The 26621-nt window shown below is 44.1% G+C and carries 29 protein-coding genes and 1 tRNA gene; 22 read left to right on the top strand and 8 right to left on the bottom strand.

All coding sequences use genetic code 11. From position 1 onward, the window contains the following. The first annotated feature begins 202 nt into the window (after positions 1 to 202). Positions 203 to 691, top strand: coding sequence for a DDE-type integrase/transposase/recombinase (locus ACLGL1_RS07720; RefSeq protein ID WP_411008122.1), 489 nt, complete (start codon positions 203 to 205; stop codon positions 689 to 691). Between the two features lie 119 nt (positions 692 to 810). After that, positions 811 to 884: transfer RNA gene (locus ACLGL1_RS07725), tRNA-Pro, on the top strand. A gap of 602 nt (positions 885 to 1486) precedes the next feature. Here the strand turns inward: ACLGL1_RS07725 and ACLGL1_RS07730 are convergent. From ACLGL1_RS07730 to ACLGL1_RS07745, 4 genes are all read right to left on the bottom strand, one after another. After that, on the bottom strand, positions 1487 to 2560 hold the full coding sequence (locus tag ACLGL1_RS07730) for a tyrosine-type recombinase/integrase (protein WP_411008123.1): 1074 nt from the start codon (positions 2558 to 2560) through the stop codon (positions 1487 to 1489). A gap of 19 nt (positions 2561 to 2579) precedes the next feature. Next, positions 2580 to 3434, bottom strand: a complete 855-nt coding sequence (locus ACLGL1_RS07735; protein ID WP_411008124.1) for a copper amine oxidase N-terminal domain-containing protein — start codon at positions 3432 to 3434, stop codon at positions 2580 to 2582. A gap of 228 nt (positions 3435 to 3662) precedes the next feature. After that, on the bottom strand, positions 3663 to 4322 hold the full coding sequence (locus tag ACLGL1_RS07740; RefSeq protein WP_411008125.1) for an NYN domain-containing protein: 660 nt from the start codon (positions 4320 to 4322) through the stop codon (positions 3663 to 3665). 146 nt (positions 4323 to 4468) lie between these two features. After that, positions 4469 to 5431 carry a helix-turn-helix domain-containing protein gene (locus ACLGL1_RS07745; RefSeq protein ID WP_411008126.1) on the bottom strand — a complete coding sequence of 321 codons (963 nt, stop codon included), beginning with the start codon at positions 5429 to 5431 and terminating at the stop codon, positions 4469 to 4471. A 132-nt stretch (positions 5432 to 5563) separates the two neighbouring features. On the opposite strand from ACLGL1_RS07745, the gene ACLGL1_RS07750 reads away from it, so the two are divergent. Together ACLGL1_RS07750 and ACLGL1_RS07755 are read left to right on the top strand one after the other, a co-directional pair. Further along, positions 5564 to 5758 (top strand): helix-turn-helix transcriptional regulator, encoded by a 195-nt coding sequence (locus ACLGL1_RS07750; RefSeq protein WP_411008127.1) that lies wholly within the window; start codon positions 5564 to 5566, stop codon positions 5756 to 5758. Between the two features lie 40 nt (positions 5759 to 5798). After that, on the top strand, positions 5799 to 5930 hold the full coding sequence (locus tag ACLGL1_RS07755; protein ID WP_408977969.1) for a hypothetical protein: 132 nt from the start codon (positions 5799 to 5801) through the stop codon (positions 5928 to 5930). Between the two features lie 10 nt (positions 5931 to 5940). On the opposite strand, the gene ACLGL1_RS07760 is transcribed toward ACLGL1_RS07755, so the two are convergent. Then, positions 5941 to 6285 (bottom strand): helix-turn-helix domain-containing protein, encoded by a 345-nt coding sequence (locus ACLGL1_RS07760; protein ID WP_411008128.1) that lies wholly within the window; start codon positions 6283 to 6285, stop codon positions 5941 to 5943. A gap of 137 nt (positions 6286 to 6422) precedes the next feature. On the opposite strand from ACLGL1_RS07760, the gene ACLGL1_RS07765 reads away from it, so the two are divergent. The 17 genes from ACLGL1_RS07765 (at position 6423) to ACLGL1_RS07845 (ending at position 17748) form a co-directional block, all read left to right on the top strand. Then, entirely contained in the window at positions 6423 to 6572 is a 150-nt protein-coding gene (locus ACLGL1_RS07765) for a hypothetical protein (protein WP_411008129.1), read from the top strand. Positions 6573 to 6602: 30 nt separating this feature from the next. Next, complete coding sequence (locus ACLGL1_RS07770) at positions 6603 to 6929, top strand: helix-turn-helix transcriptional regulator (RefSeq protein ID WP_411008130.1); 327 nt, start codon at positions 6603 to 6605, stop codon at positions 6927 to 6929. Positions 6930 to 6942: 13 nt separating this feature from the next. Further along, positions 6943 to 7353, top strand: a complete 411-nt coding sequence (locus ACLGL1_RS07775; protein ID WP_411008131.1) for a hypothetical protein — start codon at positions 6943 to 6945, stop codon at positions 7351 to 7353. Next, positions 7350 to 7700, top strand: coding sequence for a hypothetical protein (locus ACLGL1_RS07780; protein ID WP_411008132.1), 351 nt, complete (start codon positions 7350 to 7352; stop codon positions 7698 to 7700). The genes ACLGL1_RS07775 and ACLGL1_RS07780 overlap by 4 nt, the downstream gene beginning before the upstream one ends. 8 nt (positions 7701 to 7708) lie before the next feature. After that, a complete protein-coding gene (locus ACLGL1_RS07785; RefSeq protein WP_411008133.1) occupies positions 7709 to 8068 on the top strand; it encodes a hypothetical protein in 360 nt (119 codons plus the stop codon). 23 nt (positions 8069 to 8091) lie between these two features. Next, complete coding sequence (locus ACLGL1_RS07790; RefSeq protein WP_411008134.1) at positions 8092 to 8433, top strand: hypothetical protein; 342 nt, start codon at positions 8092 to 8094, stop codon at positions 8431 to 8433. A gap of 29 nt (positions 8434 to 8462) precedes the next feature. Continuing rightward, positions 8463 to 9668, top strand: a complete 1206-nt coding sequence (locus tag ACLGL1_RS07795) for a hypothetical protein (protein ID WP_411008135.1) — start codon at positions 8463 to 8465, stop codon at positions 9666 to 9668. Positions 9669 to 9735: 67 nt separating this feature from the next. Beyond that, complete coding sequence (locus ACLGL1_RS07800) at positions 9736 to 10131, top strand: single-stranded DNA-binding protein (protein WP_411008136.1); 396 nt, start codon at positions 9736 to 9738, stop codon at positions 10129 to 10131. Between the two features lie 17 nt (positions 10132 to 10148). After that, on the top strand, positions 10149 to 10958 hold the full coding sequence (locus ACLGL1_RS07805; protein ID WP_411008137.1) for a hypothetical protein: 810 nt from the start codon (positions 10149 to 10151) through the stop codon (positions 10956 to 10958). A 67-nt stretch (positions 10959 to 11025) separates the two neighbouring features. After that, positions 11026 to 11421 carry a single-stranded DNA-binding protein gene (locus ACLGL1_RS07810; RefSeq protein ID WP_411008136.1) on the top strand — a complete coding sequence of 132 codons (396 nt, stop codon included), beginning with the start codon at positions 11026 to 11028 and terminating at the stop codon, positions 11419 to 11421. Positions 11422 to 11438: 17 nt separating this feature from the next. Continuing rightward, entirely contained in the window at positions 11439 to 11888 is a 450-nt protein-coding gene (locus ACLGL1_RS07815; RefSeq protein WP_411008138.1) for a hypothetical protein, read from the top strand. 13 nt (positions 11889 to 11901) lie between these two features. Continuing rightward, on the top strand, positions 11902 to 12162 hold the full coding sequence (locus tag ACLGL1_RS07820) for a hypothetical protein (protein ID WP_411008139.1): 261 nt from the start codon (positions 11902 to 11904) through the stop codon (positions 12160 to 12162). 174 nt (positions 12163 to 12336) lie between these two features. Beyond that, positions 12337 to 13473: a SpaA isopeptide-forming pilin-related protein gene (locus ACLGL1_RS07825; RefSeq protein WP_411008140.1), complete on the top strand. Its 1137-nt coding sequence runs from the start codon at positions 12337 to 12339 to the stop codon at positions 13471 to 13473. A 10-nt stretch (positions 13474 to 13483) separates the two neighbouring features. Then, a complete protein-coding gene (locus ACLGL1_RS07830) occupies positions 13484 to 14185 on the top strand; it encodes a class B sortase (protein WP_411008141.1) in 702 nt (233 codons plus the stop codon). Positions 14186 to 14247: 62 nt separating this feature from the next. Next, positions 14248 to 16299: an S-layer homology domain-containing protein gene (locus ACLGL1_RS07835; RefSeq protein WP_411008142.1), complete on the top strand. Its 2052-nt coding sequence runs from the start codon at positions 14248 to 14250 to the stop codon at positions 16297 to 16299. A gap of 15 nt (positions 16300 to 16314) precedes the next feature. Continuing rightward, the gene (locus ACLGL1_RS07840) at positions 16315 to 16989 is read left to right on the top strand and encodes a copper amine oxidase N-terminal domain-containing protein (RefSeq protein WP_411008143.1); all 675 of its coding nucleotides are present in this window, start codon (positions 16315 to 16317) and stop codon (positions 16987 to 16989) included. Positions 16990 to 17082: 93 nt separating this feature from the next. Beyond that, positions 17083 to 17748 (top strand): thermonuclease family protein, encoded by a 666-nt coding sequence (locus ACLGL1_RS07845; protein WP_411008144.1) that lies wholly within the window; start codon positions 17083 to 17085, stop codon positions 17746 to 17748. Between the two features lie 219 nt (positions 17749 to 17967). Here ACLGL1_RS07845 and ACLGL1_RS07850 read toward each other — a convergent pair whose 3' ends face one another. From ACLGL1_RS07850 to ACLGL1_RS07860, 3 genes are read right to left on the bottom strand one after another with little or no spacing between them, the layout of a single operon-like run. Further along, a complete protein-coding gene (locus ACLGL1_RS07850; protein WP_411008145.1) occupies positions 17968 to 18687 on the bottom strand; it encodes an MAE_28990/MAE_18760 family HEPN-like nuclease in 720 nt (239 codons plus the stop codon). Continuing rightward, positions 18684 to 19757: a DUF262 domain-containing protein gene (locus ACLGL1_RS07855; protein ID WP_411008146.1), complete on the bottom strand. Its 1074-nt coding sequence runs from the start codon at positions 19755 to 19757 to the stop codon at positions 18684 to 18686. Before ACLGL1_RS07855 ends, ACLGL1_RS07850 begins: the two co-directional genes overlap by 4 nt. Beyond that, positions 19732 to 20802: a DNA cytosine methyltransferase gene (locus ACLGL1_RS07860; RefSeq protein WP_411008147.1), complete on the bottom strand. Its 1071-nt coding sequence runs from the start codon at positions 20800 to 20802 to the stop codon at positions 19732 to 19734. Before ACLGL1_RS07860 ends, ACLGL1_RS07855 begins: the two co-directional genes overlap by 26 nt. 723 nt (positions 20803 to 21525) lie before the next feature. On the opposite strand from ACLGL1_RS07860, the gene ACLGL1_RS07865 reads away from it, so the two are divergent. Further along, positions 21526 to 26364, top strand: a complete 4839-nt coding sequence (locus ACLGL1_RS07865; protein ID WP_411008148.1) for an isopeptide-forming domain-containing fimbrial protein — start codon at positions 21526 to 21528, stop codon at positions 26362 to 26364. Positions 26365 to 26621 lie beyond the last annotated feature (257 nt).

Below are 26621 nucleotides of genomic sequence, written 5' to 3' on the forward strand. Positions count from 1 at the left end.
GTGACAAAAAACAAAAAATAGAAAGCCCTCTGGTAAAATGGATTCACAGACAAAACAAAATACCAGAAAGAGGTTTCCTATGAAAAAAGTATAACAAAGAAATGAGATTTCGCCAGAAAGCAGTCGAATATGCCATAAAACATAACAATAATGCAAAAGCAGCCCGAAGATATGATACAAGCAGGCAACAAGCTCAAGATATGTGCCCCTGGAATGCATCGGTTTCCAGAGCAAATACAACCGATATTATCAAATAACAGCAATAGACCTATCCAGCAGAAAAAGAGTGCTAAAGCTGGTAAAAGAAAAGAGCAGCTACGAACCATCCGAGATGGTAAAAAACCTGGAGAAAGACCTCGGCTTCAAGATAAAGACAGTCCAGACAGATAATGGGAGAGAATTCTGCAACGATCGAGAAGAAAAGAAGTCCATCTTCGAAAAGACCCTAGAAGCTCTAGAGATAGACCATATACGGACAAGACCCTATTCGCCTTGGCAAAATGGACTAGTAGAAAGAAGCCATAAGATGGATAATGACCTGTTTTACAGCAAAAGAAGGTTTAGCAGTGAAGAAGAAATGTATAGAGCATTTCAGAGATATAGTAGCAGAACCAATAACATAGCAAGAAGAATCTTGAACTTTAAAACGCTAAATGAAATGGTGCAGACCTATTTTATGAAAGAAGCTTAAAACATTTTACCAGATGGCTTGTGTCACAAATGTTTGACACCCCTAGAAAGAATTTTTTACAGAATTATAAACGTCTTGACTTTTTATTTATATCTGCTAAAATAGTTTTTGTTGACATTCGAGGTGTAGCTCAGCTTGGTAGAGTGCTACGTTCGGGACGTAGATGCCGCAGGTTCGAATCCTGTCACCTCGATAATAACTCGTTATGTATAATCACGAGTAATCAAAAACCGCTCTGTTGAGCGGTTTTTTCTTTTTCGTATCATCATTTGAAAGCAGTTTTTGTCATATTATCTACCGACTTTTCTACCGACTTTTTAGGCCGTATTTTGCTAGTTTTGTCTTAACAAAAAAACGGTTAAAAACTGCTACTCAAATGAAGATTGCTGCCTAATGCTATAGCACTAGACAGCTAGAGTTTGGTCGATATAGAGGCGCTGACCACTCCCCATAGCTAAAGCAAGGGGGTTCTTAAAGGTTCGGTATTTGCCGCAGCTTGTCCTAGGCGGCTTCCTCGAGTGGTCACCTAGGCCTAGCATTTTTGTTAAGAGCTTTACGAGCCTATTGCCGCTGCAAGATACTTCCCCGGTAACGCCTCAAAAGACGCACCGTGTATTTACGACTCGCACAGCGTGGTCATTCTGCATACGCCCTACATCCCTATAGTTAAAACCAAGGGCTTTACGGCGCAATTTAGGTAAACCGACTTGAAATTTATAACTTTTCCAGAGTATTGTCCACTTTAAGAATCTCACCGCCTAATCCTCGGCTATTCAATAGCCGAGTAGTTCACCTTCAATTCCCATCCATGTAATTAACAAATTTTAAAGCTGTTTTCTTGGCGGTCTGTTGTGTGATATGTGTATAGACGTTTAAGGTCATTTGTGGTGTAGAGTGACCGAGCCGGGTTTGTACTTCTTTTACGCTGGCGCCTGCTTCAAAGAGGAGGCTGCAATGTGTGTGCCTAAGACCGTGAATACTTATGGGCTCTACACTCGTTTTAGCACAGGCTTCTCGCAGCCATTTTCGGGGTTTGTTCGTGAAATCAAACTCTCCAAAGACGAGTGGGCTGTCATAATTTAGGGCGAGGATGGCGTCTAGCGTTTCTTTATCTACCGGGATGGTTCTTTTTGAAGATTCGTTTTTACCTGCGCCCATGATTATTTTATTATTAGCATCCCTAGAAAAAGCTTGATCTATAACAATATATCCGTCCTTGACGTTTACGTTTTTCTTTTCTAAAGCTGCGGCCTCTGCCTTTCTCAGACCTGTATAGGCAATCAGGCGGAGGAAGGGGTAGGCTCTTTCGTTGGGATTGTCCTTTAGTGCTTCCAAGACTGTATTTAATTCTTCTCGGGTGAAGATTTTCTTCTGCCCTTTAGATTTAATAGATACGGGGAAAAAATAGCTTTCACTTATAGGATAGCCACTTTCCTTTAACATCTTTGTAAAGTAGTTATAATTTTTCCTATAGGTTTTAGGCTGAACTGAAAAGAGGTAGAAAATAAGTTCTTGTATATCTTCTTTTTTTAGCTCACTTATCTTTTTATGCCCTACTAAGGGTAAGATATGGTTTCTATATAGCTTTTCGACCCTTGCGTAACTAACCTCTTGGACAGTCATCTTGTATTGATTGAACCAAATATTAAAGGCTTCTTCTACAGTGCGGTTTTCGGATATTTGATCGGGTAGGCCATTTTCTTCGATTTCAGTAAGTGTCCTAGCAGCCCATAGGTTTGCCTCACGAGTTGTTTTGAAACCTTGCTTTTTGAGCGTCACCTGCCTACCTTGGTTGTCCAGTCCAGCGTAAAGGCTTATTTTATATCTCTTTTCACCCTTTGTGGTTGTATAAGGTATCGGTTTAGCCATTCGATATGCCTCCTAGCACTCAGGCCTGTGGGACGGTTATGCCTATTGCCGGATTCGGCTGATTATCTCTTTCTAAGGGTAGTTCTGCGCCGGATCCAGCATTAGGTGTCATGTTCATATCTTGCTTAATAGTTAAGGCTGAATCTGTAATAGTAACAAGTCGGTCTCTACCCGGCCCAAGGTCTGGGACGGCATTAAACTGAACCTGTTTTCCAACTAGTTCCGGATATTGGTTCATCATGAGATTAAAGGTTGCTTTGTTCCCTGCCCCTGCTAGATTGTTAAATTGGTAGCTAATCCAGCAGCGACTGCCATAATCTCCACGCCAGTATTGGCCATCCCAAGTGAGCAAAATAGCAGAATAGCTAGTTCTTGGGAAGGGCTGGTCAAAGGGAGCATTTTTAGCAACCAAGAGGGCTGTATTATTTGATTGCCCCAGTAGGGTTAGGGTCCATTGGCCGGGGTCCTGAAGAGAATGTGGGCTATATACGACACGAGAATAGGTCTGTGGTACTTGGCTATCTACGTAGGCTGTTTGGGTCGCTTGCTGCCAGTCTACATGGCTACCTAGGGTCTCTGAAATATACCTTAGTGGCACCATGGTGCGCCCGTTTACAATTTTTGGATTATTTAGGGTAACAACCTTGCCATTCAAGATACCGGTAACTGTCCGAGTGGTTCCGTCCCAGTTAACTGTGGCTCCTAGGGCTTCAAAAATCGCCCTCATTGGCACGAATGTGCGTCCACTTTCAATAAAAGCCGGCTGGGATAGGTAAAGGGGCTTATCTTTAACAACAACATTAGCGGCGTGAGCAGGGAGGGCTGAAAAGAGCAGGGCCCCAGTAGCAACAGCCGCAATTATTTTCTTTTTCATTTTTTTCTCCTTTTTCCTCTGACAAGTAGTTTCGTGTGAAAGTTACCAGCAAGTTAAACACGTTGTAAAGAAGTGTGTGTTTTTATCTGCTTTTATGCTTTGCAGATGAGGGTATAAAAAATCGGGGGCGTATAGGATACGCCCCCTACAAAACCAAGGTGGTTTTACTTGTGACGAACTATACCTTGTTTTTGGAATTAATCAATCTTTTTAAGGTAATCGCCTTGCCTAACGAATATTTTTTCTGGGTGTTTTTGTGCGCAGCCCATCAATGTGTTCGTTTAGGTTATCTTTTATGGGCGCCCACATTGGGTCTAAAATAAAATCTATGCCTTCACGACGGGCGAGCTTTGCAGCTGGCACAAAGTCGGAATCACCTGAAATAAGAACAATTTGATCAACCTGCTTTTTATAAGAGAGGGAGGCTATATCGATCCCTATTTTCATGTCAACGCCTTTTTGAGATATGTCCAAGTAAAAATCATTTTCTGTAAGGTCATTAAGCGTTAACCGTTCATTGCAAACTTTCTTAAGAGCGTCATAAGATAGCATGTATCGGGCCTGCTCTTCAGAGAGCTCCCCTAGCCGCAAAGCGACCTTCCGCTTCTTCCTTAAACTGTTTAGGAATATATTTGTCCATTCAAACAAATCACTTTTGCCTAGGTCAATTTGTTTTTTTAGGAAGGGATGATAAACTTTTTTTGCCGAGGGTGGACAATCATAATAAAAGATGCGATACAAGTCATTCGTTGTTTCATGCTCATGCAGGTGTCGCTTGCAATATTGAACTAGTCTATCTGCACTTTTAGCGGCTGGCAGTTCGCCCTCTAAGCGGACTATCTGACGCCTGTAAAATCCGCCATCAACAAGGATCGCTACACGTTTCATAGATATATCTCCTTAAAAATAAAAAAATCCTTGGGTTCGCCGCTCCTCTGATTGTGAGGGGGTTACTGCCAAGGATGGATTAGTACATAAATAATATACCATTTATGGCAGAATTTCAATCTTTTTAGGAAAAATAATGTAACTTTTTATATGACATCACTTTGAAAGGCAATCGCCTTGCCCAAGATATGTAATTGTTCAAGCTCCGGACCTGAGTAAATTAAGGATTTATATGCAATATTGTCAGCCCGAAGCTCGACAGCATCAATCTCCTTGTGGAAATAAACCCTTTTTAACGTGGCTTCGTCATCTATAATGACAGCCGCAATCTCGCCTTCTTCTACAGTCGGTTGCCGGCGAATAAAAACAATATCCCCATCCCGGATATAAGCACCTATCATGGAGTCTCCTTTAGCTCGTAAAGCAAAGTCAGCTCGTATATCCGTGCCAACCTCGACATAACTCTCTCGGTCTTCATCAGCGTAAATAGGCACACCACAGGCGATTTCCCCTAATAGGGGGATTTTTTTTGTCTTGATTGGTAAAATATTGTCATATGAGGAGAGGTCTATATCTTCGCTAACTATGTTGTCATTTTCTTGCCAGCCCATAAGATATGCGGGGGAGACGGACAAGGCTTTAGCTAACGCTTCTAGTTTATCGAGTGGCAAGTTCTTGATAGATGCGGTTTCATAGCGCTGTAACGTTGACTTGCTCAACCCGGTTTTCTCGGCTAGGTTTTGATATGAAAGTCCTAATTCTTCTCGCCTTTGCTTTATCCGATGTCGAATTTCGTTCATATCAGAGGTCTCCAAGGTCAACCCGTTTGCAGACGAAAAAGAAGAAAGCCCCTTCATATCTCCGTCTTTTTCTTTTAACTTCATCATCTCTGCATGGATATTCTCGTAATCTGACTTACCTGTTAAGTAATCCATATCCACATTAAAAAAATCGGCAATAGCTTCTAGGGTCTCATACTCTGGTAAACGCTTCCCGTTTTCATACATGCTAATCGTGCTTTTCGAGAGGTTAAGAGTGTCGGCTATTTCTTGCTGTGTTAATTCAGAATCTATTCTTAATTCCTTGAGCCTTTCTCCAAAATTTGCCATAAGGCACCTCCTTTTCCTCCATTATACACAAAACGTGTACTTAATCAAGCATCACTGTTGACAAGAGGTGTACAATGATGTATTATCTTATTGTACACATGAAGTAAACAAAGAGGGAAAGGAGTCACTCGCATGTCAGATAACCTTGGAGGGATTCTCGTTGCATTAAGAGGAGACAGGACTCAGGAAGAGGTAGCTAAAGCAATTGGTGTTACAAAGTCTGCTATCTCTATGTATGAAAATAATGAGCGAGTTCCGAGAGACGAGATAAAAAGACGGATAGCCGTATATTTTAATACATCCGTAGAGAATATTTTTTTTAGGTAGGGTGTTTACATCAGGTAAACAAAATTAAAGGAGCTATTTTATGCAAAAAACAAAAAAAGCCCAAATACATGAGCTGGTGGATGAATTTCTTAATATAGCTTCGAGGAAAGAGCAAGATTACCTTATCTCTTTTTTGCAGGGCCTTTTATTCACGGCAAAAAGAAAAAAGTAGGTCATCTTACCTACTTTTTGAGTTCTTCTTTGAAGTGTTCTAACGCTTGCTGTCGGAGGTCTTTATCTAAAGAGAAATAAGCTTTCAGGATATCCAGTTCCAGCGGATCGGCATCGCCGGCAAGCTCATCAAGGGAAAGTTCGGAGGTGGAAGCAAACATATCGCCTTCGCCTGTACGTAACCAGTCCTCATTAACGTGGTAGGTTCTACAGATGGCCTTGATCATCTGCTCGGTGAGATTGTTTTTGCCGGTTTCTAGAAGTGAAATTGCTGTTCTAGTAACACCTAGCTTTTCTCCAAATTTTTCTCCGGACAATCCAAGCGACTTTCGCAGCTCCTTAATTCTTTTATTCACATTTTTCCCTCCTTTATTTAAGTATAAGAGGAAGAATGAAAATAATCAAGAGAAAGTTATTCGGAATAACAAAAATGTTGATAATAATAATTAAATGGACTATAATGTTATTACAAATGACAAAAGGAGCGATTTCAATGGCAGATGTAAAAGTAATTCTACAAAAGGAAGAGCTGGAAGAAAAAGATAAGGTTCTCGCCTATTTGCACGAGTTAGACAAAAAACAAAAAGAACAGTTAAGAGCCTTTTTAGATGGTATTCGCTTTATGTCTAACACGGTAGCATAGAGGGACTGATCCAAAGAGGAAGGAGGAGCCATGCAGGCTTTAAGAAACAGGGGGAATACCGAATCCCCGGGAGTGGCTAGTAGTTCTTTTGCAGACCTACTAAAGGAATCTTTGTTTGAGGAAATGAAGCCACTCATAGATGAATACATTGAAGCTAAACTTGATCAGCTAGTCCATAAAGGCTGGCCCGAGTATATCCAGCGTAGAGATATTGAGCAATACGTTGGTTGCTCTAAGTCCACCTTTGACCGCTGGGTTAAGGATGGGCTACCTGTCATAAAGAATGAGGGGCCTAATGGTCAAGTAATGGTCCGGTCAAGTGACTTACGGATGTGGCTAGACCGGAAAGAAAAATAAAGGAGTGTTTCTATTGTCAGCAGATAAACAAGCACAGGAATACATTGCTTATGCAGTCTATGAAGATGGGACTACCCAAGCCATGGAGTTTGAAGAGACCCACGAGATTGTTCCCTTCCTGATGGATTCTAAGTACGGGAATATCAAAACCATGCAACTCAAAAATGACGAATTGGCTGGGTTGTATATTGGATGGTTCGATTCGATCGGTAAATCCAAAGGCAGAGCCTATAACGAAATTGGCAGCTGGTTTGCCGGATTGCCCATCTATGGCAGACTTCTCATTTGGCGGTGCTTTGAAAATAAGGCCATGGCTGTTAAGAGAAACGACATTATCTACTTAGACTCTCTTGCTGCTAAGCGCCGTGACATTATGAAAAAGCGGAGACGGCCTCTAACAACCAAGAGGAGGGCCGGCAGATGACTAATCAAATAAAAAAGCCCCACGCCGGTAGCCGCCAGCGTGGAGCAAAGCAAAGGATATTAGCTCGAATACCCGGAGATAGTTTAGCAGATAAAAGCGGGCCTGAAAAGAGCAAAAAGCCAGATATGGTAGCAAGTCCTCAGATGCTTGCCCTGCGTGCCTTATTCTATGTTTCAGCCCTTATGTTTATCTATTCTGCCCTCCGGGTGGATAGCGGTAGCCTGACCCTTTTAGGTGGACTAGGAAGGATGGCCATGTGGCTTATTCTGGCTACTGTAGGCGTATTGGGTTTTGAAGAAGCTAAGCGGACGCTGTTTAGAAAACGCCGCTTTCAAGCAAGAAAGTGAGGTATTGCATGGAATATAGAGATTATCTTTTCGGATTCAGGATTAACGAGTTCGGCGAGTACGGCTCGTGGCGGTATAGCAGTTTAGAAGAAGCCGCTGACTACCTAACCGGTTCACCGGAGGGCAAGTGTAAGATGATCCGGCTCCAGCATGGTGACGTGAAAGACAAGTTTGTTGCCCTAGTCGCTGCTGAGCCGGCTAAAAAGGCCAATATTAATTTAATTGGCAGTACCCTGCTTTTAGGGACCCTTGCTGGGCGGATGATTATCTTCGCCTATGAAAACGATAGTGTGAGATCTGTCAGCCGAGATGAGAATAGCTATCTCAAGCGGATTATTAGCGAAGTCACCGGGAAAGATTTCCGGTAGGACATAGAAAAGGGATACATACCATGGATAATATTTTCTTTGACGAAACCGCCTTCTTTTTTCATCAAGTAAGGGCAGGCAATATAGGAGTGGGGGAGGCAATTGTCTTAACTCAATTCAAGTGGGACACGGAAGATCAGAGTTTTCCCGGTCAATTGTCTACCTGCAAATCCCTAAGAAAATGGCATCAGAAAAATATTGATTTTCTTGACTTTGACTTTAAGAAGTTAAAAAAAGAGGTTGAGAAGCTCGTAAAAAAGGGCTTATTAACTAAGCACAGGCATTACATTCCCGGCCGTCCCGTTGAAACATGGTACGAAATCAATAAAGAAAAAGTAGACAAGCTATCAGAAAGATTAGCATAAATATATATGCAGAAAGGAAGTGAATTGTCATGGCCCGGTTTTTATTTGATGAGCCGCCACTTATCATCAACTACACCCTTGCCAAAATAATTGGCCCTAGAGAAGCTGCATTTGTACAAAAAGTACAATATTGGGTCAATGAGAACCGCAAGAGGGGCAGAAATTATAGAGATGGTAAATATTGGACCTACAACTCTATTCAGGCTTGGCATGAACATTGTTTTGCCTGCTACAGCGTAGATACGGTCAAAAGAACCTTTGCCAAGTTAAGAAAAATGGACCTGCTCATTGTAGGGAATTACAACAAGGATCCAAGGGACAGGACCAATTGGTACACCGTCAATGATGAAAAGTTAGACGCTCTGTATGATGAATACGAGAGGCAATGTGCCATTAAAGAAGCCGAGGCCTTAGAAAAAGCACGAGAGGAAGAGGCTTCCAACCCATCAGGGCAATCTGCACAAATGGAAGATGACTTTGCCTACTATGAAACAGAGTACACCAGTGCATTGGGGCAATCTGCACCAATGGAAGAGGATTTTGCACACCCTGACGAACAATGCACCAGTGCATTAGGGCAATCTGCACCAATGGAGGAGGGCAGCTTGCACCAATCCCATTGGGGCAATTTGCACCAACCATTACCACACAAGTACCACACTAGTACCACACAAGTACAACAAACCCTTTGTTCACGTGTGCAAGATGCACACTGTGAACCGGATGCACATGACAACCATTCTGACCAGACCACTGCTTTGTCTTCCAGTCCCTCTGCCTTAAACCATCCAGACCAAGAGCAAGTAGACGGGATAGGTGCGTCTAAAAACAAGTCCGTTGAGGATGGCGAGGAGCGTAAGCAAGAAACAGAGGTCGCTGCTAGAAAGCAGGAGGCTCAAGAAAACTTTGAACGCCTGTGGCAACTTTATCCGCTCAAACGGGGAAAGGGGCGTGTTAGCGACACCAAAAAACAGGCCCTGCTCAAATACGGCTATGACCAGCTTGTGAGGGCCATTAACCGCTACACTCGTGAGGTTGCCGAGGCACCCTTTGAGAAGTGCTATCAGAACGGCAGCACCTTCTTCAATTCAGGCTTTGTAGACTACCTAGACGAAAACTATGAGGCCTGTGTGCCTAAGCCTAAGCGAGGGCTAAATGAGCGGACTGGAAAAACCTTGTCAAACGTTTATTTTGAGGACCATACACCGGAGGATTATGACATCCTCGAGGAATAGGTTAATCCAGTCCCCTGAGATAAATACAAATACTTTAGTGCGCTACATAGCGAAAGGAGCAACACCCATGAATAAAATTATCTTAATCGGACGCCTCACCAAGGACCCGGACCTGCGTTACACCCAAAGTGGGCACGCTGTTGTTAATGTGCCGCTTGCTGTAGACCGCCGGTTTGCAGCCCAAGGTCAACCGGATGTGGACTTTATCCCCATTGTGGCTTGGAAAAAATTGGCTGAAAACCTAGCCGAGTACATGAGAAAGGGCAGTATGGTCGCTGTCGAGGGCGAACTGCACCTAGATAGCTACGAGGATAAGAAGGGCATTAAACGGCTCAAGGCGGAGGTTCTAGCACAAAATATCAAGTTCTTAGACAGCCGGTCGAAAGAAAACCGGGGGGCTGGCAGTGACCAAGCTACCGCCGGAACAGAGATCGATTACGATCCGGACGAGCTCCCCTTTTAAGGGCTGGAGGAGGAAGCATGGATAATAAACAAGTTACCTTAACCCTGCGTGTCGGCGGTTATGCTCGGCTTGAGCTGGATATCTTTAAAGCTCTCGCCAACGAGTTTGACGAGGCTATAGACAAAAATATCGAAGGCACTTTTGCCGAAGAATATGTCGAGCGGATGGTCAAATACGCCCTAACCGTGTCCGGTCAAGTCCGACTGGTCCATTGGGGCAATTTGCACCAACCATTACCACACAAGTACCACACTAGTACCACACAAGTACAACAAACCCTTTGTTCACGTGTGCAAGATGCACACTGTGAACCGGATGCACATGACAACCATTCTGACCAGACCACTGCTTTGTCTTCCAGTCCCTCTGCCTTAAACCATCCAGACCAAGAGCAAGTAGACGGGATAGGTGCGTCTAAAAACAAGTCCGTTGAGGATGGCGAGGAGCGTAAGCAAGAAACAGAGGTCGCTGCTAGAAAGCAGGAGGCTCAAGAAAACTTTGAACGCCTGTGGCAACTTTATCCGCTCAAACGGGGAAAGGGGCGTGTTAGCGACACCAAAAAACAGGCCCTGCTCAAATACGGCTATGACCAGCTTGTGAGGGCCATTAACCGCTACACTCGTGAGGTTGCCGAGGCACCCTTTGAGAAGTGCTATCAGAACGGCAGCACCTTCTTCAATTCAGGCTTTGTAGACTACCTAGACGAAAACTATGAGGCCTGTGTGCCTAAGCCTAAGCGAGGGCTAAATGAGCGGACTGGAAAAACCTTGTCAAACGTTTATTTTGAGGACCATACACCGGAGGATTATGACATCCTCGAGGAATAGGTTAATCCAGTCCCCTGAGATAAATACAAATACTTTAGTGCGCTACATAGCGAAAGGAGCAACACCCATGAATAAAATTATCTTAATCGGACGCCTCACCAAGGACCCGGACCTGCGTTACACCCAAAGTGGGCACGCTGTTGTTAATGTGCCGCTTGCTGTAGACCGCCGGTTTGCAGCCCAAGGTCAACCGGATGTGGACTTTATCCCCATTGTGGCTTGGAAAAAATTGGCTGAAAACCTAGCCGAGTACATGAGAAAGGGCAGTATGGTCGCTGTCGAGGGCGAACTGCACCTAGATAGCTACGAGGATAAGAAGGGCATTAAACGGCTCAAGGCGGAGGTTCTAGCACAAAATATCAAGTTCTTAGACAGCCGGTCGAAAGAAAACCGGGGGGCTGGCAGTGACCAAGCTACCGCCGGAACAGAGATCGATTACGATCCGGACGAGCTCCCCTTTTAAGGGCTGGAGGAGGAAGCATGGATAATAAACAAGTTACCTTAACCCTGCGTGTCGGCGGTTATGCTCGGCTTGAGCTGGATATCTTTAAAGCTCTCGCCAACGAGTTTGACGAGGCTATAGACAAAAATATCGAAGGCACTTTTGCCGAAGAATATGTCGAGCGGATGGTCAAATACGCCCTAACCGTGTCCGGTCAAGTCCGACTGGTTGAAGAGCCGCTTTCCTTTGCTCCGCTTTTTGACTACGATTGGTCGGCTCACCCGGGCAAGGTCGTTGTGGGCATTGATGTCGATTTCATTGGGGATATCCAGCTGGAGACAGACCGGGAAACAGCCGGCCGCTTTCTGGTTGAAAGTGCAGGTCAGGCGGATAATATCGAGGTTGTAGGGGATATGTCTCTTGCAGCAGAAAAGCTGCTTATGCAGTCCGAAGAGGTTAAGGAAATCGAGATTTTCGAGATTGGATAAAGGAGGATTTTTAATGAAAAATTGGTTTGATTATACAGATATCCTAGGTGCCAGCTATAACGAGGTGAAAAACTTTAACGTTTCTCGTCAAGAAGATTTTTATATGGACTTGGGCGTGTTTTTGAATGACGTCTGTGATCAGTATGACTGCCTTGTAGATATCCCGTGGGATAACTTGGAACACGTAGACATACCGGATTTGCGACATAGGCTCTTGCAGCTTTCCAAGGCTTCTTCAGCAGTCCTAGCCTTTTTAGATAAATCCGGGAAGTAAAGCCTAAAGAAGTCTTTTAGAGAGGGGGAGTTGTTCAGTGGCTATGACCAAGAAAAAAGTTGTCGCACTCGCTATTTTCTGTGCGGCAGTTAGTAAATATGCTTATAAGCGCCGGCAAGATAGGGCGTTCATGTTAGACAGACTTATCCAAGAATAAGGAAGGGGGCATTTGTCATGTCTACAAGAAAGAAGATCCCTGCCGCTGTACTTGCCCTTATGCTGGGCCTAGCGCCGATTTTAAGCCTACCTGCTCAAGCGGCGGATGCGACAGCAAGTCTGGAGAAAACAAGTAGCGAGCTTACAGAACACCATGCAGATAGAGCCGCTACAGACCAAGAACAAGGCAAGGAGGCTCGCAAGGAAGAGGTTAAAGCCAATCTAGTGAGTACAAGCGAACTCAAAGATAAGCTCAATAAAACCCTTGATTACTACACGCTTGCTAAGGAAAGTCAGTTCAGTCCTCCTGAAAAGGAAAGTCTGAAAGAGGCAGCTAAGGTGATTGAAGAAGAGATTACTGGTGGGTCTAGGACTGACCTAGAAGCTCATAAGGACACCGTTAAAAAACTCGCCGGGGAACAGAAATATGCCACCCTTGTGGCCTATCGGGAGCTTTTAAATGGCATGACTGAAGGCGTGCCGGACGAATACGAAAAAATTTCAAACGGAGATGCTGCGAAGGAAACGGCTGAGGAACACAAGGCAGCGAGCGTAACCGACAATAAAGATAGCAAGGAAAATAAGGCAGACCTCAAGGAAAAACGAGAAGCCTCCGAAACAAAGGAAGGTCAAGCCAGCCAAGGCATCAAAGAGGGGACTATCGTTCTCACTCGGACTGACAAGGAAGGCTTTGTTATTAAGGGCGCCGAAATCACCGTGTGGGATAAGGACAATAAAGAAGTGTTTAAAGGTGTTACGGATGACAAGGGTCGGGTGTACTTCTCTCCTGACCAGTCCGGAACCTATACCTACCAAGAAACGAAACCGGCCCAAGGCTATGCCAAGGATGATAAAAAATACCAAGTGAGCATTGATCCCGACTTCAACGTTTCCGGGGAAACCACTACAGCTACAGAAGCCACTAAAAGCGACCAACAAGAGGTGGTCGGACAGACTGGTAACACTGGTACGCCAACAAGCGGTAGCAGTGGCGGTCTCTTTAGCAGCGGAGAAAATGTGCCGCAAACGGGCCTTACAGACAAGGCTAAGGTCTTCGGCGTTATTAGCGCCATCCTTATTGCTCTAAGCGGCCTTTCCTACACCATCTACCAAAAGTACGCTAAAAGGAATATTTGCCGTGGCCTCCGTTTTTAAGTGGGTTTCAATGCTATGTCTTTTACTGGCTGTGGTTGCCCTATCTTTTGCCGGGTATGCTCATTTGCAAAACAGGCAGGATATGAACTTTGACAAGGGGCTGGGCAAGGAAGTGACTCAACAAGCAGAGGACTCCCTCTTGGATATTGACTTTGCAGCCCTAAAGGAGCGCAATCCGGACACAGTAGGCTGGATAAGGCTGCCGGGGACAATTATTAACTACCCTGTCGTTCAGGCTGAGGATAATAAAACCTATCTATACAAGCGCTTTGATGGGGCTGCAACGGAGTATGGAACGATCTTTGCAGACCACCGGTCTAAGATCTATGCAGGAAACAACATTATCCTTTATGGCCACAACCAAAGTTATGCTAATCCGGTCAAGTTTTCTCTCTTGCATAAGTACCTAGATGAATCGAACTATGTCCATGACCACCCGGTCTTTGAGTTCTATAAGGCTGAGGGTGGCATTAAACGCCGGTATAAGGTTTTCTCAGCCTTTATGCTGGACACCAATAATAGGGCTGATGTTAATGCAGTCTACCGGAATGTATCGGATGACGATTATGCGAATTACATCGAAATGCTTAGGAATAGGTCATCTATTCAGGTTGAAGCAGACCTTTACGAAAACAAGCAGACCATTATCCTTTCTACCTGCTCCAATCGTAGCAATGATGAAAGGGCTATAGTTTGCTTGATGGAGGATTAGTTTCATCTTGGTGTTGAGATAAATATATAAAAATTGCACAAAACAAAGGAAGGAGCTTCACTATGTCAAACAAAATTAAACGAGTTGCTGCATCCGTTCTCATTGCCTCCTTTGGGCTGACAAGCATCTTGCCCTCTGCTGCTATGGCAGCTAACGACAAAGAGGATCCGGAGAAGACGATTAAGGTTGTAGAGAGCTATGTTAACGGAGTGAGTGGTAAACAGTTGGCCGAGCCGGATACCTACAAGGAAAAGCCGGATGCCGAATACAAGGCCAAGGATATTGACGGTTACGAATTCAAGACCTATGAGCAAGACGTCACGAACCTATACCTCAACAAGAATTTAACCTACCTTGTAGGCTACCCGGACAAGACGGTCAGGCCTTTTAGATACATGACCCGAGCTGAGGCTACGGCTATCTTTTATAGGCTATATGATGGACACTTTCCTAAAGCAACAAGAGAGTGGCAACCGGGGATGTTCTCAGATGTGAGCGAGGACGCTTGGTATATTAAGCCCTTAAAGCAAATGTATGAGAGCGGTATTGCAGGCGGAGAAGACGGTAAATTTAGGCCCAATGACCCCATTACAAGGGCTGAGTTAACCGCCCTAGCCAACCGCTTTAATCCAAAGCAGTTTAACGATAGCAATGACAAGGTTACCAACAAGAGCTTTAGTTTTTCAGATGTATATAAGGACAAATGGTATGCCAATGATATTGCTCTTGCAGCTGCTAATAAATGGGTGAGCGGTTATCCTGATGGCAGTTTTAAGCCTGAAAACCATATTACCCGGGCGGAGACGGTCTCTGTTATTAACCGGGTGACCGGTAGACAGTTAACAGAAGAGCAGGCAGACAAGTACTATGCAGATAATCCCTATACAGACCTCAATAAAAGCGACTGGTTCTTTGCAGATATGCTTGAGGCCACTGTAGATCACAGCCCTAATCCTAGGGACTGGAAAGGTAAAGAGTACAGTTCGGATGATGTGAATGTGGTCGTAGAAAAGTATGTAGATGAGGATGGCAATGCCATTGCTGAAGATGTCCGGAGTGAAGATAAGGTCGGGAGAGGCCATAAGGACTTTACCGGTGTGAAATACATTGGTCAGGCCCGGGTTGTTAAGTATATCTACGAGGGGGTTGTCTACTCCGGCAGTTCTAGCAAGGTAGATAAGGAGACAAACAAAAAAAGCCGCAAGGTTACAGAGTTTGAGCAAGTAAAAAATGACCCCGAGGGTAATGCTAAACTGGAGTTTAAAGTGCCATCCCCTTATAAGGCAGGATCTAAGTATACCCTTGGCTATGTAGATGGTGATAACTTCACTCCGGTGGCTGGTTCAATTGTTTTAGACGGAGATATGCAACCCGGCGAAGAAGAGCCCTTGCTCAGAGAATTTACCATCCCCAAAGCTAAGCTTCAGGACGGCAAAAAATTAGTTATCCGCTCCCAAGAGAGACAGGCAGCCAAGTATTTGGCGTTTGCGGATTCAGACCTGGTAAGCCTAGATACAGTAGCTCCTAATGCAAAAGCTATTGAGGTTAAAGCTGAGGCAGAAGATAGTAAATGGAGGTTCTGGGTCAACCTCAAATTAGCCGACTTTACGGAAGAAAATGGGACCATACTCGTAAAGTATGCCGATTCAAATGGTGAACAAGTCCGTGAATTTAATCCTAAGCTCGAGAAAGAATTGTTCATTGAAGGGTTGGAGCGAGAAGGTTTCGAGAATTTTAGGATTACCTTGGAAGATAAGTTTGGCAATAGTAGGGTGATTAAGCCGGAATATAAGGCAACGAAAGTCATTGTTGTTGAAGCTGACAGACCTGTTCGGAATATGAAGTTCGCTTCTGTAAAAGCACCTCTTGGTGCTATTGTGAAAGTTAAGGTTCATGACAATCAAGGGCGTTTGGTGGCTAAGGGTAGACAGGAAAACACCACTGATGATTTTGAAAACATCAAGTTATACAAGGTTGATAGCGCCGGTGAAATGACCAGTGAAAGGTATTCAGCCCAACCAGGTCACCGCTTTGACTATAAGGCTGTCATGAAAGATGATCCAACTGCCTACTCCAACCCCATGTCCTTCACTGTAAATGAGGCGCATGAATAAGAAAGGAGCAATATCATGTCAGACAAAATTATTTCAGACAGAGTAAAACGAGTTGCGGCAGCTGTTATGTTAACCTCATTTGGAATAACCAGTGCATTTTCACCGGTAGCCTTTGCAGGAGATGGCCATAACGACAACGACAAGATTGTAGAGTTAGAGAAAAATATCGAGACACTGCAAAAAGAGCCTTCCGAAAAAGAAGCCCCTCAGGCTGGCCAGGCCCATACCAAAGAATACGCCCAGTTTATCATTGACGCCCCTTACTACCGCTACATTAAAGGCGACCACCAGCGTACTGTTGGCATGACCGGTAAAGCCTATATCAAGGAAGGTCGGACCATGCTCCCTATGCGATTCGTAGCCTATACGCTAGGTATGGAGGTTTCCTATGATGACCGGACCCGGACTGCCACCTTCGTCAATAACGATACCGGAGCCAATGCCCTCTCCCCCGGTAAACTCGTCATTAATATTGATACCGGTCGGTACAGACTGTATAACGAAAAAGGAGAACGATATGCCCTGCAAATAGATATTCCCAGACCGGATAATATTGATGGACATATTTATTTCCCGGTTAGCCGGGTAGCCGCCCTTTTTGGTGCCAGCCAAGGCGATAGGGACTGGCAAAACACCATTGTATGGCATGATAAAGACCGTGTTGTGAATATCTTTAAGGACGTTAAATAAGCTTAACCAGTCCTTTTAAGATGAATGCGCTATGTTATCCAAGCAATATAAGAAAGGAGGCAGGGCAGGAGTTAATAGCTTCTGCCCCTTTGTATGCGTAAAACAAGTAAATTTGCAGGCGTTCTTTTGTGCCTCATTCTCTTGCCGGCAGGCTATATTAGTGCTAATACAGATATTTTGAACCAAATAGACCACCCTAGTGTAAGAACAGTACAAAAGGCAGTAGACACAGCCAAGTCTATGAATATCATTGGTGAGCGACCAAAAGCCACCGGAGAATATGTAGACCAACTGACGAAAGCCAGTGTCGTTAAGGTTGTAGACGGCGATACCCTCTTAGTTGAAATAAAAGGATCTGAATACAAGGTTAGGCTTATCGGTGTAGATACACCGGAAGTCTATGGCAAACAGGAATATTACGGACGAGAGGCCTCGGATTACGTCAAATCCATCTTAAAAGAGGGGCAGGAGGTATTCTTGGAAAGGGATGTGTCCGACACTGACCGCTATGGAAGGCTGCTTAGGTATGTATGGATCAATTCCCCTATTGGCAACCAAATGGGTAAAGCGGATGTTCAGGCAGGTATGCTAAATGGCATCTTGGTCAGCAAGGGATATGCTGCACCAGCTACTTTTCCGCCAGACGTCAAGTATGAAAAGGTGTTTGCAGACCTTTCTAAGCAGCCCAGAAAAGAAGGCTTTGGCCTTTGGAAAAATAGAGAAAATAGGGAAACAGGAAAGGCTGTAGCAGTGGTATAAAATAGTATAAATAGAAAGGGGCTGCAAAATAGCCCCTCTAACAAACAAAGCCCCAGCTCAAAAAATGAGGAGGGACTTTGTTTATGGATATATCCATGCAAGCTTATAATATATATCTAATGAGGGCTTTATAAATTAATTAGGACTAAGTTTGTATATAAGCAAGGAGCTGTGTCGAATGATTTTACTCATTCTGACACAGCCCCTTTTTGGGTATAATTAGTTGATTTTAAAGCTTTCATTGTTAATATAGTTAGATACTTGTAGAATTAGAGAATCTAAAATTTTAACTGTTAAGTGGTAGTCTTTTTCTATATCATTGATAGTGCTGTCTGCTAGTTCCTCAGAAAACAAAGAGGATCCGTGAGCAAGATTATTCCGGTGTAACTTGATTGTAGAGAATTTATCTGGGCGGTGAATTTCTGGTGATAAGCTGAACTTAATATTATGTTCTTCAAAAATTTCGCTTATCACAGTTAAATCCATATTGCCTACATTCAGAGTATCCTTAGTGTTTAGAGTAATAGTCGTATTTTTTAGAACATATGATATAATTTGTTCTGTTTTATTATTTAAGGTGCTTAATTTTATACTAGGATCTTTAGCTGACTTTAGTTGCGTTTTTATCCAGATTTTTTTTATACTATCATTAACAGCTTTATATCCCAATTGATTCTGCTGGATTAGATCGTATATTTCTGTAAAAAGTTGAACCACGGTAAACTCAATCAGGTTATAAATCATTAGACAGGCATTTGATTTTAAAATATTACTTAGCTGAGTATAAGAAATTTCTTCAGTTGAGGATGAACCAAAAAAAATATCGAACTCTGTTTTTCCGTTTGTTCTACACATCTCCTTTTCATAGAGGGTCTTCATGATATTTAGGAAAATAGTTAATTCGGATTTTCTTTCGTTATACTTGTCCAAAAAATTCATAGATAATCCTTTAAAAGCTGTTCTTTGACATAATTAATTCTGGCGAATAATTTGGATTTATTATTTGCCGCATCGGACTTAATTAGTTTTAAAAAGTCAGGATTGTTTAACCAATCCTTGGTTTGTGGGTTTAGGTCGGGTTTGCTTTTTATAGCAAGATAAATACCTATTGATAATGCCTCAAAGCGGGCTCGCGGAGTAGACTTGGAAGTAGGTGTTTTTCTAAAACCCTGATCCCCTAAGAAGTTTTGCGCAAAGAAAAGCATATCTGTAAAGCGGTTAAGATATTTAAGGTGCTGCTCCTCATAAACTTCCGGATTTTCCCACTCCTTGTCTTTTGATTTTACATATTTATCCATATACTCTGATACATTTCCGTTGTAGTCGGTTAACCCCTCTTCATAATTATCTGAATAAGCAAAGAATCTAGTAGCTAATTCTAAACCTTCATACCGCTTTTCTGTTTCAGCTGTCCTAGGGGCTAGTTTATTAAACAATTCATTATTTGTGCAGTTAGACAAGAAGTTAGAGAATTTCCCGTCAGAAGATCCACGGCGGATTTCTGAACTTTTTGCAGATAGGCCGCTTGTATTAATTCTATTGAATATTTCTTGGCGAACAGAAGTGGTTGTTCCGGAATCCAAGTAAACAACTCTAATGTTTGTGTTTAAAAACCTTCTTTGTATGCTGATGTCGAGATCCTTGAACTTAAAGCCATTTGATTTATCAAGGACAGTTAGCCCGTTTAATTCTAAATCATTATTGGCGAATTCAACAAGAGTTTGAGTTCTTTGAGCGCCGTCAACAATTTCTATTCTGCCATCATCAGAGTCAGAGAAGAACATAAAAGGAATTGGTAATCCCATTAAAATCGATTCAATAAATTTGCATTTGTCTTTTTGCTTCCATATAAACTGTCGCTGGTATTCTATGGGTATAAAAAACTCACCTTCATTAAATTGTTCAATAAGATACTTAATTACATAATCTCTCGTATCGTATTTGACGTCTTGTTTCCTTAAATTTATTTGTTTACGTGATAACTCAATTTTCTCTTCGGAAAGCTCCATCGTCGTTCCCCCTATTTAAATGTTGCAGTATGCTTTTCCCGATTACCTCTCCTAGAATAACAGGAACAGCATTTCCAATTTGTGTTGCTATTTGCCTTTTGGAGAGAGGACGATTAGGATCAATAAACTTATAATCGTCAGGGAAAGATTGAATAATAGCCCCTTCTCGTAATGACAATGCTCTATTTTGCTCAGGATGACCAAATCGCCCGTTTCCATAACCAAAAAACTGAGTTGTAATAGTAGGGGAGGGCTTGTCCCATTCCATGCGTCCATAAACAGAAGGGAAGGTTTTTCCTGTAGATTTCTTATGGCATTTTAATTGTAAAGCTTCGTCCCAATCACGCCATGTACCGCCTGGCAATGATTGGCGTATTCGCTTTTTATTAATAGGCGATAATTTGCAAGATTGATGCAAGGGGTCTATTTTATCTACTTCACCATCTTTTAGAGGGGGCAGGTGTCCTATTGCTGTTTTGACAGTGCAATAATTTTCGGGTGTGTGCGTGGGAGGTAGTAATTTGATGGGGCCCAACTTAGAGGCTAAAAGAACTAGCCTACTTCGGGTTTGTGGAATGCCGTAATCTAAACAATTGACTATCTTCCAAGTGGTATGATATCCCATCTTTGCTAAGCTTTTAATAAAATTTTTAAAAATCTCCTCATTTCTCAAGCTAGGAACATTCTCTAAGGAAACTATTTCGGGCTGAATCTGTGTCACTAGTCTTTCAAAATAGGAAAGGAGACTCCATTTATTATCTTTGTGCCCATCTTTTCTGTACCTATTGCTGTAGTTGGAAAAAGGCTGGCAAGGTGCACACCCAACTAAAATCCTTATCGCCTTATCACTAAAGTAGCGGTCTACTTCAGAAGCGGAAATTTCAGTGATATCGGAATTTAAAAAAATAGAACTATTATTAGCTTCATATGCAAATCGGCATGTCTCTTCATTGTCTATACCCAATATGACATTAAGTCCAGCCTGCTCTAGTCCATGGGTTAATCCTCCAGCTCCACAAAATAAGTCAATAATTTCTGTATTCATGCTCTTGCCTCCCTTCAGGTTTTTTCTGACTATTTCCCCTTGCTTTAGCTATGAGGAGTGGTAAGTAAAATCACTCCTTTTGGTACATTATATCATCTGGCGGACTGAATTACAGGTTCGTATGAAAAAGTCAAGAGGAAAATTTTGAGTAAAATAACCGCAAGCGGGCTCAGGACTTCTGGGTGCGCTCATAAATAAGTTGACAATAAGTATCAAATGTTGTATAATGATATTGAGAGCAAATATTATCGAATACCTTGCAAAACTTCTGGCTTTAGCTGTGGAGAGACTCAGCGATAGGTATCGGTAGTTTAGCCTCCCCTTTAGCTTAATAAGGCAGTTGGGATATTAGAGACAAGTTCTTCTATCGCCACTGCACAGAAAATCCCTTGTAGATGGTCAGTCCATTTGCAGGGGTTTTTCTGTATAAGAAATAATAAGAAGTTGTTGATGTTAAAATTTAAATATGGTAGAATGTAGTAGGTATATAAATAACTGATAAAAAGAGGTGAGTCCCCCAAAATATATCAATTTGTTGAGAGTAAACCATATAAATATCCATATGTAACGGGTTTTGCTTCCTACTAAGAGGAGGTGGTTACATTGAAAACAAGCGGCCCGTAGACCCTTTAGCTGGAAATTAAGTAAAACAGAGCGGCAAATACTGTCTATTTTAGATTGAATTGAACGTTCAAATATTTCCTATTAAAGGGGGATCTCGAGATGCCAAAGAAAAAACTTAAACGGTTTCTTGCAGCCGGCTTGTTGGCCTCGTTTTGTTTAACCAGTATTCTTTCTCCTGCCGCTGGTGCAGCGGAGACCAAGAAAGAAGCGGCTAAGGCAGACGACACCAATAAGACTAAGATGGTGCGAGTAACCGAAAACTTTGTAAACGGTTCCGGCGGTAAAAAGCTGGCCGAAACCAAGACCTACAATGATGACAACGACCGGGACGTTCGAGAAGAGAAAATTCCCGGCTACACCTTCAAAACCTATGAAAAAGAAATTACCAACGTCTACTTAACCAAGGATATCCCCTACATTGTCGGATATCCTGACAAAACGGTCAGACCCCTACGGTTCATCTCTCGTGCTGAGGCGGCAGCAGTATTCCACCGCCTGTATGACGGGGATTACCCGAAAGAGGTTAACACTTGGTCGAAAGATACCTTCAAAGATGTGCCTGAAAATGCTTGGTATATCGAGCCGGTTAAGCAGATGTACAAGAGTGGCATTATCGCCGGGTCTGAGGGTAAATTCCGACCGGACGAACCCATTACCCGGGCTGAATTAGCAGGCTTGGCCACTCGCTTTAACCCTGAAAAGTTCGGTGGTAAAAAAGATGATGGTGCTTTTGCAGACGTTTCTACCGGTCAATGGTATTCCAGTGCCGTTGCTCTTGCAGCTGCCAATAAGTGGGTAAGCGGTTATCCGGATGGGACCTTTAAGCCGAATAACTATATTACCCGGACTGAAACCATGTCTATCATTAACAGGGTTTTAGACCGCCAAATGACCACAGAAAAACTCCGGGAGTTGGGTGTTAAAAACCCCTATACGGACATCAAAGAAGATGACTGGTACTATGCAGATGCTCTTGAAGCGACCATTAACCACAAGAAGGAACGGGGGAAATGGCACGGCTTCGACTACAATGGCGGCAAGTACAATGTCATCATTGAAAAGTACGTAGATACTGAGGGCAACGTCATCCGAAAGAAAAAGGTCAGTGATGGCAAGGAAGTAAAATCTCCTAAAGACATTGTTGGCTTTAACTATGTTGGTTACGTTAAAGTTCTCACCTATGTATACGAAAAGGGTACTCCAGTACCTAGCGTGAGCAAGACCTCTGAGGCTGAGGGTAAAGATGGCAAAGCCTTCTTCCCCGGTGATGAAGTCACCTACACCATTAAGGTGCAGAACGACAAAAAAGCTACCAGCCCCATTGAAAACGCCAAAATCTATGACCCGATTCCTAAATTCATGACCTTTGTAGACGGGTCTGTCACAGTTAATGGTAAGAGCCATGACTATGAAATGACTGACTACATGGTTAGCGAAAAAGGGAACTTCGTTCTTGCTGAGGCCGTCAAAACCGGTCAAAAACAGCTTGAAATTTCCCTCGGTGATGTAAAAGCCGGGGAAGGTAAAACCATCCAGTTTAAGGCTAAAATCGATAAAGATGCCTTTAACAAGGAAGTCAAAAACATTGCGGTTTTAACCGGGGACAATATTGTTGACTTAAAGAGTGCGAACCAGTTAGATCCTAAGCTGGGGACTGACGATAAAGACCCGAAAAACGACCCCAATAAGCCACTTCCAAAGCGGAACGACTCTATCCCGCCGGGGATTGAAACCGGCGATAAGGGCTTTGTCGTTCAAGAAGGCAAGGCCTACCTGAACATGGATAAGGTCGTAGATAAGAAGGAAGCTGAAGTAGGCGATACCATTAAATACACCATCAAGGTGGATGCGGATAAAACGTCTAAAACCCGGGCTAAAAACGTGGTTGTCACTGACACCATCCCCATGGGATTAGAGTTTAAGCCGGGGACCCTTCAGGTAGACGGCAAGTTCTTTGGTGACATTGAATATAATGCCGATAGCCGAGAATTAAAAGTCCCTGTAGGTGATATTGAGGTTGAAAAATCCAAGACCATCACCTTTGATGCTCAGGTCACTAAAGATGCCTTCGATATGGAGCTTAAAAACGTGGCTACTGGGAAGGGGACCAATACTGACCCCAAGAAGAGCAAAGACGATACCGCTATTACCAAGGTAAAAGATGGTAAAGCCTATCTCGATATCTCTAAAGAGGTCAATAAGAAAGAAGCTAAGGTAGGAGATACCCTGACCTATACCGTTAAGGTTAAGACGGATGGCAAGTCTAAAAATGACGCCAAGGGCGTTGTTGTAACAGACCCCATTGACCCGGCCTTAGACTTTGCAGGCTCTGTCACTGTAGATGGCAAGGGCCATAGCGACTTCTCCTATGATGAAGAAGCCCGGCTCCTTACTGTCAACCTTGGTGACGTGAAGATCGACCAGACCAAAAAGGTGGTCTTTAAGGTCACTGTTAATAAGACCGGGTATGGCAAGGAAGTAGAAAATATTGCCTCCGCAGAAGGGACCAATGCCGAGCGAGTTTCAAGCGGCTCTAAGGTCTCTAAAATTGACGAAGGCAAGGCTAACCTCTCTATCCAGAAAACAGCTGACAAAACCGAAGCCAAGGTAGGAGATAATTTAGACTACACCATTACCGTTGCCAATGACGCTAACGCAGAAGTAGCAGCCAACAACGTAAAGGTCACAGACCCTATCCCCCAAGGCCTTGAATGGGGCGGTATCGCCACCATTGCTAAGACAGACGCTCAAGGTAAAAGCGAACCTGGCGTAAGTGCCAAGTACGTGTATAACATGAAAACAGGCGTTATTGAAGTCTTGGTAGGCAGCCTCTTGCCAGGTGAAAAAGCGGAAATCGTTTTACGCACCGTAGTCAAAGACACCGCCCAAGGTAAGACCATCTACAACAAGGCAACCGGTACTGCCGACAATGCCAACCCCAAGGAAGCAGAGGTCAACCGGCCTACTGTAGTAGAAAAGGGCAAGGCTGACGGCAGAGTAGGGGCCAAGTCTGTTAATAAGAGCCAAGCCAAGGTAGGAGACACCCTCTCTTACGAAATCGAAGTAGCCAACAGCTCCAGTGCTACCGCCGACTGGGAAAACGTAACCATTACAGACCCTATCCCGGAAGAACTGGAATATGTTGGTCACTTAGAAAAGAACGGCAAGGGTTCCAACGACGGCTCCTTCGACAGCAAGACCAATACCCTAACCCTAAAGCCCGAGGCCCTCAAGCCCGGTGAAAAAGCTGTCTACAAATTTGACGTTAAAGTCAAAGAAGCAGCAGAAGGGAAGACCATTGTTAACGTGGCCGTCCTGAAAACCCCCGGTGAACCTGACCGGAACCTACCCTCTACCCCGGTAGTCGTACCTGAAGGCAAGGCCGGCCCCTATGTACTCAAGACCCACGACCAGGATAAAGTCGGAGACCTTGAATACCTCACCTACACCGTAGAAGTAGGTAACCGGTCCAAGAATGCCACCTGGAAAAATGTTACCCTGGTAGATACCCTACCTTCTGAAGTCCAGCTCATTGGCCAGCCCACCCTGCAAGGGAAAACAGACGGAGAAGGCCTAGCCATGGTCGGTGGTAGCACAGTGACCCAGCCCATTGGGGATATTGCCCCCGGTGAAAGCGTAAAGGTCACCTATACCGTCCAAGTCAAGAAAGGGACTGCCAAGGAAGTCAGCTACAAGAAAGGGGCCAGCGAAAGCGAGCTGGACAAGCTCCGTAAGCAAAACGCTGTCACCTTAATTAACACCGCCAACGCCACCGGTGAAAACGGTACAGGCGGCGCCACCGACGATAAAGTCAAAGTCCCCCCGGTATTAGTACCGGAAGAGGGAGGGAGTGGTGTACCGGGTAAGCCGGACAGACCGGACGACCAACCCACCCTCGAAAAGACTGCTGAAACCGAGCGTATAGATCTCTCCACCAGAGACGGCGCTAGAAACACCTACACCATTAAGCTAACCAACGATACAGATAAGGTCTGGAAAGATATTAAGGTAACAGACGTCCTAGATACCTCTCGCCTGACCTTCTACCGGGACAGCCTCACCATTAATGGCGTCCCTAAAGCCTGGGGGACAGACTTTAGCTACAAACCCAATGGCAGCTCCATGTTAGATACCCTCACCATCCCGGTAGGCGACATCCAGCCCGGAAAAGCTGCTATTATCCAGTTCAAAGTCCTCCACGCCAACGACGGAGCAGACAAACCCTACGTCAACCAGGCCACAGCAGAAAGCAAGTCCCACGACCCCGTTACCGGAGACGTAACCGTTAGCTTCAATAACCCACAACCCGTCTCTAAGATCCACCACGTCCTGTCTGCCGGATACACAGATGGGACCTGGGGACCCTACGCAACCACAGATAAAAACTTCCTCTCTACCGAAGAAGCAGCCGCCTTTATCGCCCGGTCCATTACCGCCGAAAAAAGGCAAGAACTCATGCAGGGGAGAGACTACGCCAGCAACACCCTTACCTTAAATAACGCCTGGGCGAGTAACCCCGTCCGCTTCATGGTCGGCATTGGCGCCCTCAAACAATACGAACTCCTGCCAACCCCACCCCTAGAGGAAACCAAAGACTACGTCCAGTTCGGCACAGAGAACGCCCAGTTCCGCTTTGTAGCCACCCGTAACCAAATCGGGCGGATGCTCAAAGCCTGCGGCCTCACCGGCCTACCCGGCTACGACTACAGCACAGACAGAACAGGGACCCGTCTCCACCGCCTAGACTTCATTAAAGAACTGGAACAAATCACCGGTAGAGACACCCAACCCAACACCAACGGTCTACCAACCCGGACCTTCTCCGACACTAGAGACCCAGCCGTAACAGAATCCGCCGTATGGCACAACTACGTCCTGGATAACCAAGACAGAGAAGTATGGATTGCAACAGACCTGAATAAAACCGTATCCATCTAAGAAACACCAAGAGCCGAGCATTTGCCCGGCTCTTTTTCTATGCCGCTATCCCTAGCCTCAAATAATCCCTTTGTACTACATGTAGTAATATACATTGTTAGTTGACTATATCTAGTGTGCGTGGTATTATATATCTAACGAATAATCGCTAACCAAGCAAAGGAGGATTACCCATGAAAGGAAGCTTAACTAAAAAAGCAACAGCAGCTGTATTAGCAGTAGCCCTCTTGGCCAGTGCTACCCCTGTACAGGCAGCA

The sequence above is a fragment of the Peptococcus simiae genome (assembly GCF_046569735.1).
Lineage (GTDB): Bacteria > Bacillota > Peptococcia > Peptococcales > Peptococcaceae > Peptococcus > Peptococcus simiae_A.